This is a genomic window from Parasphingopyxis sp., assembly GCF_052168295.1.
Taxonomy (GTDB): domain Bacteria; phylum Pseudomonadota; class Alphaproteobacteria; order Sphingomonadales; family Sphingomonadaceae; genus Parasphingopyxis.
Genome location: NZ_JBQLZN010000005.1, coordinates 1 through 16,605, shown reverse-complemented (window position 1 = coordinate 16,605; position 16,605 = coordinate 1). Strand labels below are relative to the sequence as shown.

The following is a 16,605-nucleotide window of genomic DNA, read 5'->3' as shown; positions in this document are numbered from 1 at the left end:
CGCAGCATTCTGCGGTCCCCGCGCCCGTTGCCGCAGCGCAACACTGGATTTTTTCTTACGAATCTGTTACATAATGTCTCGAAGCGGGAATATTTGAAACCCGCTATGAGGCTAACGTACGGAAAAGGCTGGGAAAATCTATCGCGCAGGCATGGCCCCGCAACGGGATGCTGCACGATTCGTACAGCCAGCCATCTAGAAAGGTCGTAATTACATGGCGAGCAAGGCTTTGGACTTCGAAGTCGGAGATTATGTCGTTTACCCCAAGCACGGTGTCGGCCGTGTGATCGAACTGCAGAATGAAGAGATAGCGGGCATGCAGCTCGAACTCTACGTTCTCCGGTTCGAGAAGGAAAAGATGACGCTGCGCGTCCCGACCAACAAGGCCGAAGGCGTGGGCATGCGCAAGCTCTCGTCGGACAAGACGCTGAAGGACGCGCTCAAGACGCTCGAGGGCAAGCCCAAGGTCAAGCGCACCATGTGGTCGCGCCGCGCCCAGGAATATGAAGCGAAGATCAATTCGGGCGACCTCTTGCAGATCGCCGAAGTGACGCGTGACCTGTTCCGCGCCGACGATCAGCCCGAGCAGAGCTATTCGGAGCGCCAGATTTTCGAAGCGGCCTCGAGCCGCCTCGCGCGCGAACTCGCCGCGATGGAAAAGACGGACGAGCCGACCGCGCTCGAGAAGATCCTCGTCATCCTCAACAAGGCGGCCAGCCACTGGAACGCGCTGAAGGAAGAGGAAGAAGCGGCCAAGGAAGCAGCAAAGTAACACCCGATCTCATTGCGAGAGCGGAAAAGCCCGGCCGAGCCCTGTGGTTCGGCCGGGCTTCTTCTTTGGTGGACCTTCCTCTCCCCTTGTGGGAGAGGATAGGCGCGCATGCGCCAGGTGAGGGGTGCGCCGCAAAGCGGCGCGCGGAGCGAGGCTCCGCTCACCCTCACCCAACTCCGCCTAGGCTCCTAAGTCGCCAAGGCGCCATATCCTTCTCCCATCGAGGGAGAAGGTAGCACGGGAGATCATCATGGCAGTTGCAGATCAGGTACCGACGGATTCGGGCTTTCCGGCCAGGACGGACGGGGCCGACGTCATCAAGGGCATCGACCTTGCGGGCAAGACCGCGATCGTCACCGGCGGCTATAGCGGCATCGGGCTCGAAACGGTGCGCGCGCTTTCCGATGCCGGCGTCGACGTCGTCGTGCCCGCGCGCAATCGCGAAAAGGCGGAAGCGGCGCTGGCCGATATCGATGGCGATGTGCGGATCGGCGATATGGATCTCGGCGATATCGCGTCCGTCCGCCGCTTCGCCGACGAGATGACCGACGCGCTCGACCGGCTCGACCTTCTCATCAATAATGCCGGGATCATGGCCAACCCGGAGACCCGCGTCGGCCCCGGCTGGGAATCGCAGTTCGGCACCAACCATATGGGCCATTTCGCGCTGACGATCGGCCTGATGCCGCTGCTCGAAAAGACGCCCGGCGCGCGGGTCGTCGCCCTCTCCTCGACGGCACACAAGATTTCCGACATCCGCTGGGACGATATCCAGTTCGAGAGCGGCGATTACGATAAATGGCAGGCCTATGGCCAGGCGAAGACCGCCAACGCCTTGTTCGCCAATGCGCTGAGCCGGCGGATGCGCGACAGCGGCGGCCTCGCCTTCGCCGTCCACCCGGGCGGCATCTTCACCCCGCTCCAGCGGCATCTGCCGACCGAGGAGCAGATCGCGCTCGGCTGGCTCGACGAGAATGGCGAACCGTCCGAGCTTGCGAAACAGGGTTTCAAGACGCCCGAACAGGGCTGCTCGACGTCTCTATGGGCCGCGACATCGCCCAAGCTCGAGGGCAAGCCCGGCGTTTACTGCGAGGACTGCGACATCGCCGCCCCGACCGACACCGAAAGCCCCATGGCCCGCTACCGCGGCGTCGACGCGCATGCGTGCAGTGACGAAAGCGCGGAACGGCTGTGGGCGGTGAGCGAGAGGCTGTTGGCGGAGGCCTAGCCGAACGGCGCCAGCATCAAGGCGCCGAAGCGCGGATCGCCGTCCAGCAGCGCACCGATGCGGTGCATCACCTCATGTCCGTTCGCGCCATTGGTGAGCACGACCGCACCGCGCCGCGCATCGGGATCGTAAAATGCGAGCGCCTTCTCGCCGACATCGCCGCCGTCATGCTGAAAGATGCGACGGTCTCCATAGTCGTAGATATACCAGCCCAGGCCCCAGCCCTGGTTTTCGGGGCAGAAGTCAGCCCGTTTGCCGTCTTCCGGGCATTGCGGTTTGTAACTCGTGTAATGGCGGATCGTGAACTGGCGCGCGCGCAGCGCTTGCGGCACATGGTCCGTCTCCCAGATCGAGAGCATGAAGCGCGCGTATTCGCGCGGCGTCGTGCGCATATCGTCGGACGCGGACATCTCGTCGCGCACGACATTGTAGACGCTCTCGCCCGCCTTGTAGGGAAAGGCTATCCGGCTGAAAAAATGCGAGGCCCGCGTGTAGCTCGTCCATTCCATGCCGGCGGGCTCCATCACCAGCGTCCGGGCAAGCTGCTCGAATTCCGCGCCGAGGGCGCCGCCGACGGCCTGCGCCATCCACTCATAGCCCTCGCCCGAATAGCCGGTCTCCACGTCCGGCGCGCGCAGGAAACGCAGCGTTCCTTCGGTCTCGTACCGCCAATTGGGTAATCCCATGCGATGCCGCATCACGAGCGCGGCGGTGACTTCCCGCGCGGCCGGCGCCTCGGCGATATCCGGATCGAGATGATGCACGGCGAGCGGCGCATCGATATCGAACCGACCCTGCCCGGCCAGCCGGAGCACGGTTTCAGCGGTTACCGGCTTGGTGAGTGATGCGACATTGTAGAGCGTTTCCTCGCTTGCCGGGACGCCCCATTCCTGCTCGCCATAATGACGGACAAAGGCAATCTCTCCGTCTTCGATATAGGCGATGCCGGCGCTCGGCACGTCATACTGTTCGAGCCATGCCGGAACCTCACGATCGAGCGCTTCGGCTTTTGCCGCGGTGGTCTGCGGCATCGCGGTGGCGATGGATTGGGCTGCCAGAATGGCGGTGAGAAAAAAGGCGTACATACGCACTCCGAGATTTGATTGTTTGATGAGCGTTCGGAGATGGCGGACAGGGCGGTGTGGATCACATCAATATTGATCAAGAAACATCAAATTGATTGACGCATCGCCTGTCGAACACCCAACAGACGGGAATGGACAGAGATGTGTTGGTTTTCAACGAACTGGAGATCGACCGGACGGCGCGGCAGGTCCGCCTGCGCGGCGAGCCCGTCGATATCAGCTATCTCGGTTTTGCGTTGCTCGAACGTCTCGCGCGCGCGGCGCCCGATCCCGTTTCGAATGCGGAGCTCGCCCGGGACGTCTGGCAGGCCGATCATGTTGCCGACCACACGATCGCGCAGCGGGTAAACATTGTCCGCCGTGCACTCGGCGACAGCGGCGAAGCGCCGCGCTATCTCCGCACGGTGCGCACCAAAGGCTATGCGCTGATCGCGCCCGCAGGGCCGCCCGAACCGGCGCGGTTGCGGAAACGCCCGCGCATCAGCGTGGTTATTGCCGCGGTCATCGTGCTTGTCGTCGGCCTATATTTTCTCGCGCCGGGAGGCCGACCGGTATTCGAGCCTGCCCTCACTGGCGATAGTAACCTGCCAGACCGGCTCGCACCCCCACCGGTGCTGGTCGATCCGGAAACGGACGCGTTGCGGATCGACAATCCGGACGCGCGGCTTGCGGTTGCCGCATTCGCCTATGTGGAGGGACGCCCTGTTCTCATCGCTGGCCTGCCCGATCCGGCGATCGCCTTTTCGCACCCGGACGCGCATATGGTGTTATGTGCGCTCCGTAACGATCGAAGCATGTTCACAAGCGCCGTGGATCCAGCGCTGTCAGACTATCTGAATGCGGAGGAAGTTACCGAGCGATGCGCCGAACAGGAAGGGTAGTTGCAGAGCACTCCCCTTCCTGTTCTCAAAAGCGCTTACAGCTTCTCCGTCAGCTCCGGCACGGCGTTGAAGAGATCCGCGACCAGGCCGTAATCGGCGACCTGGAAGATCGGGGCGTCTTCGTCCTTGTTGATCGCGATGATCGTCTTCGAATCCTTCATGCCGGCGAGGTGCTGGATCGCGCCGGAGATGCCGATCGCGATATAGACTTCCGGCGCGACGATCTTGCCGGTCTGGCCGACCTGATAGTCGTTGGGCACATAACCCGCATCGACCGCGGCGCGGCTGGCGCCGATGCCCGCGCCGAGCTTGTCGGCGAGCGGCGTAATGACTTCCTCGAACTTTTCGCTCGAACCCAGCGCACGGCCACCCGACACGATGATCTTGGCGCTGGTCAGCTCCGGCCGGTCGCTCTCGGCGATCTCTTCGGAAACGAAGCTCGACAGGCCCGCATCGCCCGGCCCGCCAACGGCCTCGACGGACGCCGAGCCGCCCTCGGCGGCCGCCTTGTCGAACGCCGTGCCGCGCACCGTGATGACGAGCTTCTCGTCCGAACTCGTGACGGTCGCGATCGCGTTGCCGGCATAGATCGGCCGCGTGAACGTCTTGTCGCCTTCGATGGACAGAATGTCGGAGACCTGCATCACATCGAGCAGCGCGGCGACGCGCGGCGCGATATTCTTGCCGGTCGTGGTGGCGGGCGCGACGAACGCGTCGAAGCCGCCCATCAGATCGGCGATCAGCGGCGCGACATTTTCCGCCAGCGCATTGGCGTAGGCCGGATCGTCGGCCAGATGCACGGTGCCGACACCGGCGACCTTTGCGGCCTGATCGGCCACGGCCTGGCAGCCGGACCCGGCCACCAGCGCGTGCACTTCGCCGAGCTTGGACGCCGCCGTCACCGCGGCGAGCGTCGCATCCTTCATCTCGGCATTGTCATGTTCGACCCATACGAGCGTTTTCATATCTGCGTTCCTTCAATCTTGATCCGTATTCCTGCGAAGGCAGGAATCCAGGGCCGAATGCGATATCCTTGATGGCCCTAGGCTCCTGCCTGCGCAGGAGCACATGCGCTGCAACTGCTACGCGACTCCCATTTCTTTGAGTTTGGCGACCAGCGTATCCACATCTTCGAGGATTTCGCCGGCTTCGCGCTTCGGCGGTTCGGACACGTTCGACGTGGTCAGCCGCGGCGCGGTATCGACGCCGTAATCGCCCGGTGTCTTCGTATCGAGCGGCTTGGACTTCGCCTTCATGATATTGGGCAGCGAGGCGTAGCGCGGCTCGTTCAACCGCAGGTCGGTGGTGACGATCGCGGGCAGGTTCAGCTTCACCGTCTGCAGGCCGCCATCGATCTCGCGCTTCACATCGACGCTGCCATCGCCGACTTCGACGGTGTTGGCGAACGTGCCCTGGCCCCAGCCGAGCAATGCGGCCAGCATCTGGCCGGTCTGGTTCGAGTCATCGTCGATCGCCTGCTTGCCGAGGATCACGAGTCCCGGCTGCTCCTCGTCGGCCACGGCTTTCAAGAGCTTCGCAACGGCCAGCGGCTCCACTTCGTCATCGGTCTCGATCAGGATCGCGCGGTCGGCGCCCATGGCGAGCGCGGTGCGCAGCGTTTCCTGCGCCTTGGCCGGGCCGATCGACACGGCGACGATTTCTTCCGCCTTGCCGGCCTCCTTCAGACGGATCGCCTCTTCGACGGCGATCTCGTCGAACGGGTTCATCGACATTTTGACGTTCGCCAGATCGACGCCCGACCCGTCCGCCTTCACGCGGGGTTTGACGTTGTAATCGATCACCCGTTTTACCGGGACCAGGATTTTCATTGTACTGCTTCCTCGTGTTTCCGCTGTTGCATCAGCGTGGTTCTAGTTTCCGTTGACCCTCTGGTCGATCTCTTCGGCGCGGTCCTGCAGATCGCGGGCGCGGCGATCGGCCGCCTCCCCCACTTCGGCCGCCCGGCGATCGATGTCCGCACCGAGCTGATCGAGACGTTCGTCGATCCGGCCCGCGGCCTCATCGGCCTGCCGGTCGAGTTCGCCGCCCAGCGCATCGGTCGCCGCGGTTGCCTCGTCGATACGCGTGCGGGCCTCGGCGGTAGCCTCGTCGAGCTGGGTCCGCGCTTCTTCGGCCAGCCGCTCCTGCTCGGCGCGGGCTTCGGCCGCGATGTCCTCGACGGTATCCGACGCGGAGCAGCCGGCAAGCGCGATTGCTGCAGCCGCGATAACAAGCCCTTTCGTCATACCCACTCTCCTGCGGCCAATCGCCGCAACTTTACGTTCACGTAAACGTCACTACCATGCTGCACTGCAAAAATCCAGTGCCCTATTTGCGCACCTGCTCGACGATCTTGCGCGCGGCGTCGCCGAGATCGTCGGCGCTGACGATGGGCAGGCCGCTATCGGCGAGAATGTCCTTGCCCTGCGCAACGTTCGTCCCCTCCAGACGAACAACCAGCGGCACGTCGAGCTCCACTTCCTTGGCCGCCGCGACGATGCCTTCCGCGATAATGTCGCAGCGCATGATCCCGCCGAAAATGTTGACGAGAATGCCCTCGACCGCCGGGTCCGACAGGATGATCTTGAACGCCGCCGTCACCTTTTCCTTCGACGCGCCGCCGCCGACATCGAGGAAATTTGCCGGAAAGGCGCCATTGAGCTTGATGATATCCATCGTCGCCATGGCGAGGCCGGCGCCGTTCACCATGCAGCCGATATTGCCGTCCAATTTGATGTAGGCGAGATCGTGCTTGGAGGCTTCCAATTCCATCGGATCCTCTTCGCTCTCGTCGCGCAGCTCCTCCCAGTCGGGATGGCGGAACTCGGCATTGGAATCGAAGCTCATCTTCGTGTCGAGCACGAGCAGCTGGCCATCGTCCGTCTCGACAAGCGGATTGATCTCGAGCATCGAGCAATCGAGCTTGGTGAAGGCCTCGTAGAGATTGGCGGTCAGCTTCACGCACGCTTCGGCGAGATCGCCGGACAGCTGCAGCGCCTCGGCAGCCTTGCGGCCATCGGCTTCGGTAAATCCTGCCAGCGGATCGATCGTGATCGTCGCGATCTTTTCCGGCGTGTCGTGCGCGACCGCCTCGATATCCATGCCGCCTTCGGTCGAGACGACCATCGCGACCCGGCCCGTCGCCCGGTCGACGAGCAGCGCCAGATAATATTCTTCTTTGATATCGACGCCGTCGGTGACGTAGAGGCGATTGACTTCCTTGCCAGCCTCGCCGGTCTGCACCGTGACCAGCGTATTGCCGAGCATCTCCTCCGCGTCCTGCCGCACATCGTCGACGGACTTGGCGAGCCGCACGCCGCCCTTGGCATCCGGACCCAGCTCCTTGAACTTGCCCTTGCCGCGCCCGCCGGCATGAATCTGCGCCTTTACGACATAGAGCGGACCGGGCAGCCCCTCGGCCGCCGCAACCGCATCTTCGACCGTCGTCGCGGCCACGCCCTTGGGCACGCCGACGCCGAATTCGGCGAGCAGTTCCTTGGCTTGATATTCATGGATGTTCATGGCGGCAAAGCGCTCCTGACAGGCAGATGGAGTCGGAAAGTTCGGGACGGGCTAAAGCATAGTCGGGCGGGGATGGGAAGACCGGCAACACTATCTCCCTCCCCTTCAGGAGCGGAGGGTCGGCCATGCTCCCAGCATGGCCTGAACAGCGTGGGGCGCTGTTCACCCTCACGCTGGATGTAAGGGTGGGGTAGCGAAGAAGTGGCTCGATGCCGCTTCTTCGCTGATCTATGCGCTCCGTAAACTCCAAGGCCGGCATTGAGCCGACCTTTCCGTCACCCACCCCTACGCCCCTCCCTTGAAAGGGAGGGGGATTTTAACATTGACACTCAAGCTCTATATGCACCCCATGCACTGGTCGCTCGGTATCCTGCTGTTTCTCGGCACCGTCCTTTTCATGGAGGGCGTCGCCTATGTCGCGCATCGCTGGGTGATGCACGGGTTCGGCTGGTTCCTGCACAAAAGCCATCACCGCCCGCGCACGGGCAATTGGGAACTCAACGATCTCTATGCCGTGATCTTCGCCATTCCCTCGATCACCCTGCTTCTGGGCGGCGTACAGTTTGGCTGGTGGGAGGGCACGATCTGGATCGGCGCGGGCATCGCGGCCTATGGCGCCATCTATTTCGGCTTTCACGACGTGATCGTGCACAAGCGGCTCAATCACCGCTACCTGCCGAAATCCAACTATATGAAGCGCATCATCCAGGCGCATCGCCTTCACCATGTCGTGGAGACGAAAGACGGCACGGTCAGCTTCGGCTTTTTATGGGCGCCGAAGCCCGAGGATTTGAAGGCCGAACTCAAGCGCCGCGGCCATGAAGGCGTCCGCGCCCCGGTCGGCACCTTCCGCGAGGGCGACCGGCAGCCGGAGAGTATCTAGACTTACCCCATAGACAGGCGGTGATTGCTGTACTGGCTAGGCAACAGGCCGAGATAGCGGACAATGCTGCGCCGCATCCGGTAATGCAGCGCGATGCCGGTCAGCCCGCTCCCGATGATAGCGACGAACAAAGCGGCGAAGAAGCTGTCGATGAAATAGGCGGCGAGCGTCGCGGCGACCAGCAGCAGTGCGACGACCCGGCCGTGATGCGGATTGCTGATCGTGTAGGATATCCGCCCCGCCTCGCCCAATGGCAGTTCGAAGCGGACGGCGCGCGCCATGCGCACCGAAAAATCCAGCGGCCCGCCGATCCGCCGCACCTCGGTGCGGAAGCGCTCGAACCAGCTCATATTGCGCCGCGCGCGGAGCGGCACGGCGGAGAAGATGGCAAAGCCGTCCGCCGCCAGCTTGTCGGGCAGCCGTTCGCGGATCGCCGCGACGAGATCCGGCCGCTCGATCGTCAGATGGCCATTGAATTCCATTGGCCTAGCGAACTGGTGCGAATTGCCCGCGATTCAATGCCTGGCGCCAGCTTTTGAACAGCCAGCCCAACTTCTCGCGGCGTGTCGTATAGACGCGCGCGTCGAGCGCCGCCTCGCCCTTTGCGGCCACCTTGCGCGCGATATCGCCGTAAATGCCCGCCGCTGCGAGCACGGCCCAGGCCGACCGGAAGGATAGCGCCGCCGTACCGGCACGTGCGCGATCCTCATACTGGCCGGCGAGGTCGGCAAGTCGCGCGGAAAGCTCTGCCAGTGCCGGTCGATGAGCGGGATCGCGCAGATTTTCGGGATCGATGCCTTTCTCCGCCAGCCATTGGCGCGGCAGGTAGCAGCGGCCATTGTCCGCATCCTCGCCGATATCGCGCGCAATATTGGCGAGCTGGAACGCAAGGCCGAGATCGTTCGCCCGGTCCAGCGTCTCCGTATCGTCCGGCGGCACGCCCATGACGATCGCCATCATCATGCCGACAACGCCCGCGACATGGTAGCAATAGCGCAGGAGATCTTCCTCGGTCTCCGGCACCCAACCGTCTGCGTCGAGCGCGAAACCGGCGATATGATCGTCGATCAGCGCGCGCGGAATCGCGCATTCCTTCGCGACCACGGCCAGCGCATCGAAACTGGGATCGTCCGTCGCTTCGCCCGCCAGCGCGCGATCCGTCTTGTCCCGGATTTCGGCAAGCCGTGCCTGCGGATCGGCGACGACGGACATGTCATGGCCGAGCGCTTGGCCATCGGCGAGATCGTCGCAGCGGCGGCACCAGGCGTAAAGCAGCCAGGCCCGCTCGCGCGTGTCCGGGTCGAACAGCTTGGAGGCCATCGCGAAACTCTGCGACCCCCGCCCGATCGTCTCGCGCGCCTGCGCGACCAGGGCTGGGCGATCAGCGAATCCGGTCGCCATCTAAATCCGTTAGGGCTGAGCTTGTCGAAGCCCGCCTCTCCGACTGTGAAGCGCCCTTCGACAGGCTCAGGGCTAACGGTTTTGGATAATTGCCTTTCACCGCGCGAGATCCTCCAGCATCAGCCCGGCCGTCGCCTTGGCGCTGCCGACGACGCCTGGGATGCCCGCGCCCGGATGCGTGCCGGCGCCGACGAAATAGAGATTGTTCACCACATCGTCCCGGTTATGGACGCGGAAATAGGCGCTTTGCGTGAGGATCGGCTCGAGGCTGAAGGCGCTGCCCTGATGCGCGCTGAGATCGGCCTGGAAATCCTTGGGCGTGTACCAGAATTTGGTCCGGATACGTTGCTTAAGGCCCGGGATCAGACGCGCATCGATATGGTCGATGATCCGCTCGGCATAATCCTCGGCGATCGTATCCCAGTCCGCCGGGAATTTGCCGAGATGCGGGACGGGCGCGAGCGCATAGAAGGTCGAACAGCCTTCGGGCGCCATTGACGGATCGGTGACGGTCGGATGGTGGAGATAGAGCGAGAAATCCTCGGCCAGCACGCCATGATCGTAGATATCCTTCAGTAGCCCGTCATAGCGCGGGCCGAACAGGATCATGTGATGCGGGATGCCCGGCCAGGTGCCCTCGACACCGAAATGGAGGACGAAGAGCGATGGCGAATAGCGCTTTTTCAGCAGGCTCTTGGTCGCGCGCTCGCCGCGCTTGGTGGTCGTCAGCAGGTCGCGATAGCTGTGCACGATATCGGCATTGCTCGCGACGGCGTCGAAATCGTCGCGCCAGCCGCTCTTGCAGACAAGCCCCGTCACGCGCTCGCCCTTGGTCTCGATCGTCGCGACCGGATCGCCGATCCGCACCGTGCCGCCTATCCGCTCGAAATGCGCGACCATCCCGGCGATCAGCCGGTTGGTCCCGCCTTTCGCGAACCAGACGCCGCCATCCTTTTCGAGCTTGTGGATCAGCGCATAGATGGAGCTCGTCTTCATCGGGCTGCCACCGACGAGCAGCGTGTGGAAGGAGAGAGCCTCTCGCAGTTTCTCATTTTCGACGAAGCTCGACACCATCGAATAGACCGAGCGCCAGGCCTGTTTGCGCGCGAGCGCCGGGGCGGCCTTCAGCATCGATTTGAAGTCGAGAAACGGCACGTCGCCGAGCTTCAGATATCCTTCCTCATAGACCCCGGCCGAATATTCGAGGAAGCGGCGATAGCCTTCGACATCGGCCGGATTGAGCTTTTCGATCTCGCGGGTGAGATTCACCTCGTCGTTCGAATAATCGAAATTCGTGCCGTCCGGCCAGTTGAGCCGGTAGAAGGGAAAGACCGGCTCCAGCTCGACATCCTCGGCCATGTTCGCGCCGGTCAGTTCCCAGAGCTGGGTCAGGCATTCGGGATCGGTGATGACGGTCGGCCCGCCATCGAAGACGAAGCCGTCCTTCTCCCAATAATAGGCGCGGCCGCCGGGCTTGTCGCGCGCCTCGATAACCGTCGTCTCGATCCCGGCGGACTGGAGGCGGATGGCGAGCGCCAGCCCCCCGAAGCCCGCGCCGATCACGGCTGCCTTGGTCATGTCGTCCTGCTCTTTCTCTTTTTGCCGTGCCAGATGGCGCGGATGCCCCGGCTGATGGGGATGGGGGGCTTGCCGGAAACGATGCGCAGCTTGTCGGCCGTCGTGCTGCGCCCCGCATAGAAGCGCGATATGAGCGCGGGCCGGAGCCGGTAGAAGCGCTCGAGAATCTTGTAACGGTCGGACGTATCCGCGCCGTAGAACAACATGCTGTCGAGCATCCGGTAGAAGCTCGCATCGCGCCAGCCCTGCGCCGCGCGGGCAAACAGCCGGCCGTGCAGCGCCTCGCCATCGAGATCGGCATGGCCCGCGACGAACAGCGCGCTGCGCACGGCTTCGGGTAGCGAATAGCCGGTAACGGGATGAAACAGGCCCGCGCGCACGCCGGCCTTGGGCACGGGCCCCGTCGAGCGCCAATATTCGCCGAACGATCCGTTGCATACGACCGGCAGCACGCCCTTTTCGCGATGGACGATTTTGGCGACCTTCCAGCCCTGCGCCGCGGCATAATCGAGCGTGCGCTGCTCGACCGTCGCGGCGTCCAGCTCGGGCCCATCGCTATAGTAAGTGTCTTCGACGAAGATGCGCCGCGCGCCAAAGGGCAGCGAATAGACGAAGCGATAGCCGTCAATCTGCTCGACCGTCGCGTCCATGATGATCGGCCGTTCGAGGCCATGCGGTTCGGTGAGTTCGAGCTCCAGCCCGACGAATTTCTGCCAGCCCCCGTCCAGCGTATCGAGATCGCCCGCGCCCCGGCAATCGATCACGGCATTGGCGGCGATCTCCGCGCCGGATTCAAGCACCACATGATCGTGCGTCGCCGACGCCACCTTTGCGCCCGTCCGGATCGCTTCGGCGGGCAGCGTTTCGCGCAGAAAGGCATCGAACTGGCTCGACCGGATCGAATGATAGGCCATCGAAAGCGTGCGGCTGTGCGCGGGGAAGCGCACCTCATAATCGTCCCAGCGATGGGTGATCAGCGGCTCGATCAGCGCCATGCCCTCGGCATCGACATCGCCTTCGAAGAAGGACCAGACATGGTTGCCGCCGAGCACATCGTCCGTCTCGATCAGCTGCACGCGGATATCGGGCCGGGCACGATGCAGCGCCAAAGCGATCAGCCCGCCGGCAAGCCCGCCGCCGAGGATCGCGATGTCGCAGTCGAGATTATGGCCGGACCCGGCCGCCGCTTGACCCATGGACCGGCGCTCTAACCCAATGACCGCGCGGCGAACAGCCTGTTACTGCGGACAGGGCATCGCGACGCCATGCTTGCAGAAAAATCCGGACGCGCTATTCCGGGCAGCGGGTGGCGACGCCGGGCGACCGGCATCCTCATCCATATGCGCGCCGGTAACGGGAATGCGGTGCGGACCTTCGGGGCCAAATCCGCGGCTATCCCTGTAACTGTAAGCGGCGAGCGCATCCTGCATGCCGACCATCCGGGCGGCAGCCACTGGGGTAACCTGGGAAGGCGCAGGCGGCGCAGCGACCCGCAAGCCAGGAGACCGACCGACGCGCGTCGCTCTTGCCCGGCTCAGGGATTGGCCAGGCGCGGAACGGTTTCTGTCTGAGCGACATGAAGCGGCCGGGACCGCTTCGGCCTGTAGGGGCGGGCGCTGCATGCCGCTTCCCGTACAGGAAGGCCGCGCACCGGCGCGGAGGTCTCGCCCGTATCGCTCGGCATGCGGAGACCGAAGACCAATGACCTATCTGAAATGCGGCGCGGCCCTGGCAGCGCTTATCTTGCCCGCTTTGGCGGCGGCCGAAACCGGCCCGTCCGACGGTGACCAGCTCGTCGTGACCGGCACCCGGGCACCCGATCCGGTGCCCGCCGACCAGCTCGGCGCCTCGCTGACCGTGATCGACGACGAAGCGCTGACCCAGCGCCAGGCGCGCGAAATCGCCGACATATTGCGCGACGTGCCCGGCCTCGCGGTATCCGGTATCGCCGGCCAGACCCAGGTCCGCATCCGCGGCACCGAGGCCAATCATACGCTCGTGCTGATCGACGGCATCGAGGTGTCCGATCCTTTTTTCGGCGAGTTCGATTTCGGCAGTCTCGCCATCGATTCCGCGGCGCGGATCGAGATACTGCGCGGCCAGCAAAGCGCGCTGTACGGATCGGACGCGATCGGCGGGGTCATCCATTACCGCACTTTGCTCGGCAGCGACGCGCCGGGCCTGCGGCTGCGCGCCGAGGGCGGATCGTTCGGCACCTTCAACGCCGCCGCGCGCTATGGCGGGGTCGCGGGCGATTTCGACTATGCGATTTCCGCGACCCATATCAGCACCGATGGAACGGTCGGGACACGCGGCGGCACGCGCGATCTCGACAAGACGACCAACGCCGTCTCCTTCACGAGCCTGTGGACGCCCGCACCCAATGCGCGCATCCGCATCGTCGGCCGCTGGTCCGAAACCGACAGCGAATTCAACGATCAGGATTTCACGCCCGGCAGCCCGACCTTCGGCTTCGCCGTCGATTCGCCGGGCACCTTTGTCGAGAACGAGGCTTTCTACGCGCTGATCGGCGGCGAGGTCGACCTGCTCGACGGGCGCTGGACGCACAGCTTGACCGGCCAGATTGCCGATATCGACCGGGACGGGTTCAGCAACGATATCCGCAATTCGGGCAATGAGGGGCAGCGGCTGAAGGCGTCCTACGTCTCAAGCCTGCGCCTTGGCGACGACGCGCTGCGCCATACGATCACCTTTGCCGGGGACTGGGAGCGCGAGCGGTTCCGCAACACGACACCTGGCGGCTTTGCCTTTACCGGCCGCCGCCAGATCCGCAATCTCGGCCTCGTTGCAGAGTACGGACTGGTCGCGAACGACCGGCTGGCCTTCGACGCCGCGCTGCGCTTCGACGACAATTCGCGCTTCGACGATACGCTGACCTATCGCGTCCAGGGCAGCTATCGCTTCGATTTCGGCCTGCGCGCCCGCGCCGCCATCGGATCGGGTATCAAGAATCCGGGATTCTTCGAACTGTTCGGTTTCGTCGACGGGCGCTTTATCGGCAATGAAGCGCTGCAGCCCGAACGCTCCGAAGGCTGGGAGATCGGGCTTGAACAGGATTTCGCCGACGGCGCGGTCACGATCGGCGCGACCTATTTCGACAGCACGCTCGAAGACGAAATCTTCACCGATTTCCCGCCGCCCGATTTCCTCGCCACTCCGGCGAACCGGACGACGGAATCGCGCCAGCATGGCGTCGAGACGTTTTTGCGTGCGCAGCTCGGCCCGCAATGGCGGATCGATGCGAGCTATACGCGGCTTTCGGCCGAGGAAAATGGCGTGCGCGAGGTGCGGCGGCCGCGCAATACGGCCAATGTCGCGATCGCCTGGACCGCGCCGGAGGAGCGGGGTGGATTGACGCTTGTCGTCCGACACAGCGGATCGCAGACGGATAGCGCCTTTCTCGATCCGAGCTTCGTCCCGACGACAGTGACGCTCGATGCGTTCACGCTCGTTTCGCTCGCCGGATCGCTGCGTCTGGCCGAAGGCGTCGAACTGACGGCGCGCGTCGAGAATCTGTTCGACGAAGATTATGAGCAGATTTTCAGCTTCACCAATCCGGGCATCGGCGCCTTTGCGGGCGTCCGCGCGCGGTTCTGATGACGGACGATCTCAGGATCGTCTCGCTGCTGCCGAGCGCCACCGAAATCGCGGTGGCGCTCGGCCTTGGCGATGCGCTGGTCGGCCGGTCGCATGAATGCGATTTTCCGGAAAGCGTGAAGGCGCTGCCGGTGTGCACGAGCACGCGGCTCGAAAAGGGATTGCGGTCCGCCGAAATCGACCGGCGCGTGCAGGAAATCGTGACGCAGGGGTTGTCGCTCTACGAGGTGGAGGCGTCACTGCTGCGCGCTCTGAAACCCGACATCATCCTCACCCAGACGGCCTGTGCGGTCTGCGCGGTCACGCCCGACGACCTCACCGCCGCGCTCGCCGACTGGATGGGCGAACCGCCCGTGCTGATCTCGACCGCGCCGGACAGGCTCGACGATGTCTGGGCCGATATCCGCGCGGTCGGCGAGGCGGCCGGGCGCGATGCGGAGGCCGAGACGGTCATCCGCGACCTCAAGGCGCGGCTGGCAGACATGGCCCCGCGCCACCATCCGCAGCCGCGCGTCGCCGCGATCGAATGGTTCGATCCGCTGATGGTCGCGGGCAACTGGATACCCGAACTGATATCGGCGGCGGGCGGCGATCCGCTCTTCGCCAAGCCGGGCGAACATTCGGCCTTTCTCGACTGGGACAATCTGGTCGCCGCCGATCCCGATCTCCTGATCCTGATGCCGTGCGGCTATCAACTCCCGCAGAGCCTCGCCGATATCGAAGCGGTGTCCGGCGATCCGCGCTGGACGCAGATGCGCGCGGTGCAGGCCGGTCATGTCTATATCGCGGATGGGCACCATTTCTTTAACCGGCCCGGGCCGCGTCTCGTCGAATCGGCGGAGATCGTCGCGGAGATCATCGCCGACTGGCGCGGAACGCCGGGCGAGCCGACCGAACACTGGATGCGCTATACCGGCTGATCCAGCCGCGCTATGGAGCGCCTATGAACGGCAGCCTCACCGCCATCCTGCTTTCCGCGCTCGCGATGACGCTGATCGTCGGTGTCCGCTATCTGGCGGCGAGCGGCTTCTTCGCCTGGCTGACCGGCAAGGTGCGGCCCGGACTGTATAGCGCGCTGCGTCCGCAGATCGGCAAGGAAATCTACTGGTCGCTGCTGAGCGCGGCGATCTACGGCGTGCCCGCCGGCATCGTCGCCTGGGGCTGGAACACCCATGGCTGGACGCTCATCTATACGGACATCACCGCCTACCCGCTCTGGTATGTGCCCGTGTCGATCTTCCTCTATCTGTTCGCGCAGGACACCTGGTTCTACTGGACGCATCGCTGGATGCACCGGCCGCGCATTTTCCGCCTCGCGCACGCCGTCCATCATGCCAGCCGCCCGCCCACCGCCTGGGCCGCGATGAGCTTTCACCCGATCGAGGCGGCGACGCTCGCGATATTCGTGACGCTGATGGTTTTCCTGATCCCCATCCATATCGTCGCTTTGGCTGTTGTTTTGGCCATTATGACGATAATGGGGGTGACAAATCATATGGGTTGGGAGATTTTCCCTACGTTCATAGTCAAAGGGGTAGCAGGTCGCTGGCTCATCACCGCGAGCCATCATCAGCGGCATCATGCAGACTATAGGTGTAATTATGGGTTATATTTCCGGTTCTGGGACCGGCTCTGCC

General features: G+C 63.9%; 16 protein-coding genes and 1 riboswitch. Of the genes, 7 read left to right on the top strand and 9 right to left on the bottom strand.

What is annotated here, in order from left to right; translation table 11 throughout:
• The first annotated feature begins 214 nt into the window (after positions 1-214).
• Both ACTS1Z_RS00920 and ACTS1Z_RS00915 read left to right on the top strand, forming a co-directional pair.
• Positions 215-772 carry a CarD family transcriptional regulator gene (locus ACTS1Z_RS00920; protein ID WP_442622552.1) on the top strand — a complete coding sequence of 186 codons (558 nt, stop codon included), beginning with the start codon at positions 215-217 and terminating at the stop codon, positions 770-772.
• Between the two features lie 250 nt (positions 773-1,022).
• Positions 1,023-2,000 carry an oxidoreductase gene (locus ACTS1Z_RS00915; RefSeq protein WP_442622551.1) on the top strand — a complete coding sequence of 326 codons (978 nt, stop codon included), beginning with the start codon at positions 1,023-1,025 and terminating at the stop codon, positions 1,998-2,000.
• On the opposite strand, the gene ACTS1Z_RS00910 is transcribed toward ACTS1Z_RS00915, so the two are convergent.
• On the bottom strand, positions 1,997-3,085 hold the full coding sequence (locus ACTS1Z_RS00910; protein ID WP_442622550.1) for a serine hydrolase domain-containing protein: 1,089 nt from the start codon (positions 3,083-3,085) through the stop codon (positions 1,997-1,999). The genes ACTS1Z_RS00915 and ACTS1Z_RS00910 overlap by 4 nt on opposite strands.
• 131 nt (positions 3,086-3,216) lie before the next feature.
• Between ACTS1Z_RS00910 and ACTS1Z_RS00905 the strand changes: the two genes are divergently transcribed.
• Complete coding sequence (locus ACTS1Z_RS00905) at positions 3,217-3,966, top strand: winged helix-turn-helix domain-containing protein (RefSeq protein WP_442622549.1); 750 nt, start codon at positions 3,217-3,219, stop codon at positions 3,964-3,966.
• 35 nt (positions 3,967-4,001) lie between these two features.
• Here the strand turns inward: ACTS1Z_RS00905 and ACTS1Z_RS00900 are convergent, their stop codons facing one another.
• The 4 genes from ACTS1Z_RS00900 to sucC all read right to left on the bottom strand — a co-directional run bounded on the left by ACTS1Z_RS00900 (position 4,002) and on the right by sucC (position 7,488).
• The gene (locus ACTS1Z_RS00900) at positions 4,002-4,931 is read right to left on the bottom strand and encodes an electron transfer flavoprotein subunit alpha/FixB family protein (RefSeq protein ID WP_442622548.1); all 930 of its coding nucleotides are present in this window, start codon (positions 4,929-4,931) and stop codon (positions 4,002-4,004) included.
• 117 nt (positions 4,932-5,048) lie between these two features.
• Positions 5,049-5,795, bottom strand: a complete 747-nt coding sequence (locus tag ACTS1Z_RS00895; RefSeq protein WP_442622547.1) for an electron transfer flavoprotein subunit beta/FixA family protein — start codon at positions 5,793-5,795, stop codon at positions 5,049-5,051.
• A 42-nt stretch (positions 5,796-5,837) separates the two neighbouring features.
• On the bottom strand, positions 5,838-6,212 hold the full coding sequence (locus tag ACTS1Z_RS00890) for a hypothetical protein (protein ID WP_442622546.1): 375 nt from the start codon (positions 6,210-6,212) through the stop codon (positions 5,838-5,840).
• Positions 6,213-6,294: 82 nt separating this feature from the next.
• Positions 6,295-7,488 (bottom strand): ADP-forming succinate--CoA ligase subunit beta, encoded by a 1,194-nt coding sequence (gene sucC, locus ACTS1Z_RS00885; RefSeq protein ID WP_442622545.1) that lies wholly within the window; start codon positions 7,486-7,488, stop codon positions 6,295-6,297.
• 349 nt (positions 7,489-7,837) lie between these two features.
• Between sucC and ACTS1Z_RS00880 the strand changes: the two genes are divergently transcribed.
• Positions 7,838-8,371, top strand: coding sequence for a sterol desaturase family protein (locus ACTS1Z_RS00880; RefSeq protein ID WP_442622566.1), 534 nt, complete (start codon positions 7,838-7,840; stop codon positions 8,369-8,371).
• A 2-nt stretch (positions 8,372-8,373) separates the two neighbouring features.
• Here ACTS1Z_RS00880 and ACTS1Z_RS00875 read toward each other — a convergent pair whose 3' ends face one another.
• The 4 genes from ACTS1Z_RS00875 to crtY form a co-directional block, all read right to left on the bottom strand.
• On the bottom strand, positions 8,374-8,853 hold the full coding sequence (locus ACTS1Z_RS00875; RefSeq protein WP_442622544.1) for a hypothetical protein: 480 nt from the start codon (positions 8,851-8,853) through the stop codon (positions 8,374-8,376).
• A 4-nt stretch (positions 8,854-8,857) separates the two neighbouring features.
• Positions 8,858-9,772 carry a phytoene/squalene synthase family protein gene (locus tag ACTS1Z_RS00870; RefSeq protein ID WP_442622543.1) on the bottom strand — a complete coding sequence of 305 codons (915 nt, stop codon included), beginning with the start codon at positions 9,770-9,772 and terminating at the stop codon, positions 8,858-8,860.
• Positions 9,773-9,868: 96 nt separating this feature from the next.
• Positions 9,869-11,350: a phytoene desaturase gene (locus ACTS1Z_RS00865; protein ID WP_442622542.1), complete on the bottom strand. Its 1,482-nt coding sequence runs from the start codon at positions 11,348-11,350 to the stop codon at positions 9,869-9,871.
• On the bottom strand, positions 11,347-12,546 hold the full coding sequence (gene crtY, locus ACTS1Z_RS00860) for a lycopene beta-cyclase CrtY (protein WP_442622541.1): 1,200 nt from the start codon (positions 12,544-12,546) through the stop codon (positions 11,347-11,349). Before crtY ends, ACTS1Z_RS00865 begins: the two co-directional genes overlap by 4 nt.
• 135 nt (positions 12,547-12,681) lie before the next feature.
• Positions 12,682-12,878: riboswitch (cobalamin riboswitch) on the top strand.
• Between the two features lie 173 nt (positions 12,879-13,051).
• Here crtY and ACTS1Z_RS00855 point away from each other — a divergent pair.
• The 3 genes from ACTS1Z_RS00855 to ACTS1Z_RS00845 form a co-directional block, all read left to right on the top strand.
• Positions 13,052-14,968, top strand: coding sequence for a TonB-dependent receptor plug domain-containing protein (locus ACTS1Z_RS00855; RefSeq protein ID WP_442622540.1), 1,917 nt, complete (start codon positions 13,052-13,054; stop codon positions 14,966-14,968).
• Complete coding sequence (locus ACTS1Z_RS00850) at positions 14,968-15,888, top strand: cobalamin-binding protein (protein ID WP_442622539.1); 921 nt, start codon at positions 14,968-14,970, stop codon at positions 15,886-15,888. Before ACTS1Z_RS00855 ends, ACTS1Z_RS00850 begins: the two co-directional genes overlap by 1 nt.
• Before the next feature lie 23 nt (positions 15,889-15,911).
• Positions 15,912-16,605, top strand: a 694-nt coding sequence (locus ACTS1Z_RS00845) for a sterol desaturase family protein (protein WP_442622538.1), incomplete at its 3' end; no start/stop codon positions are given.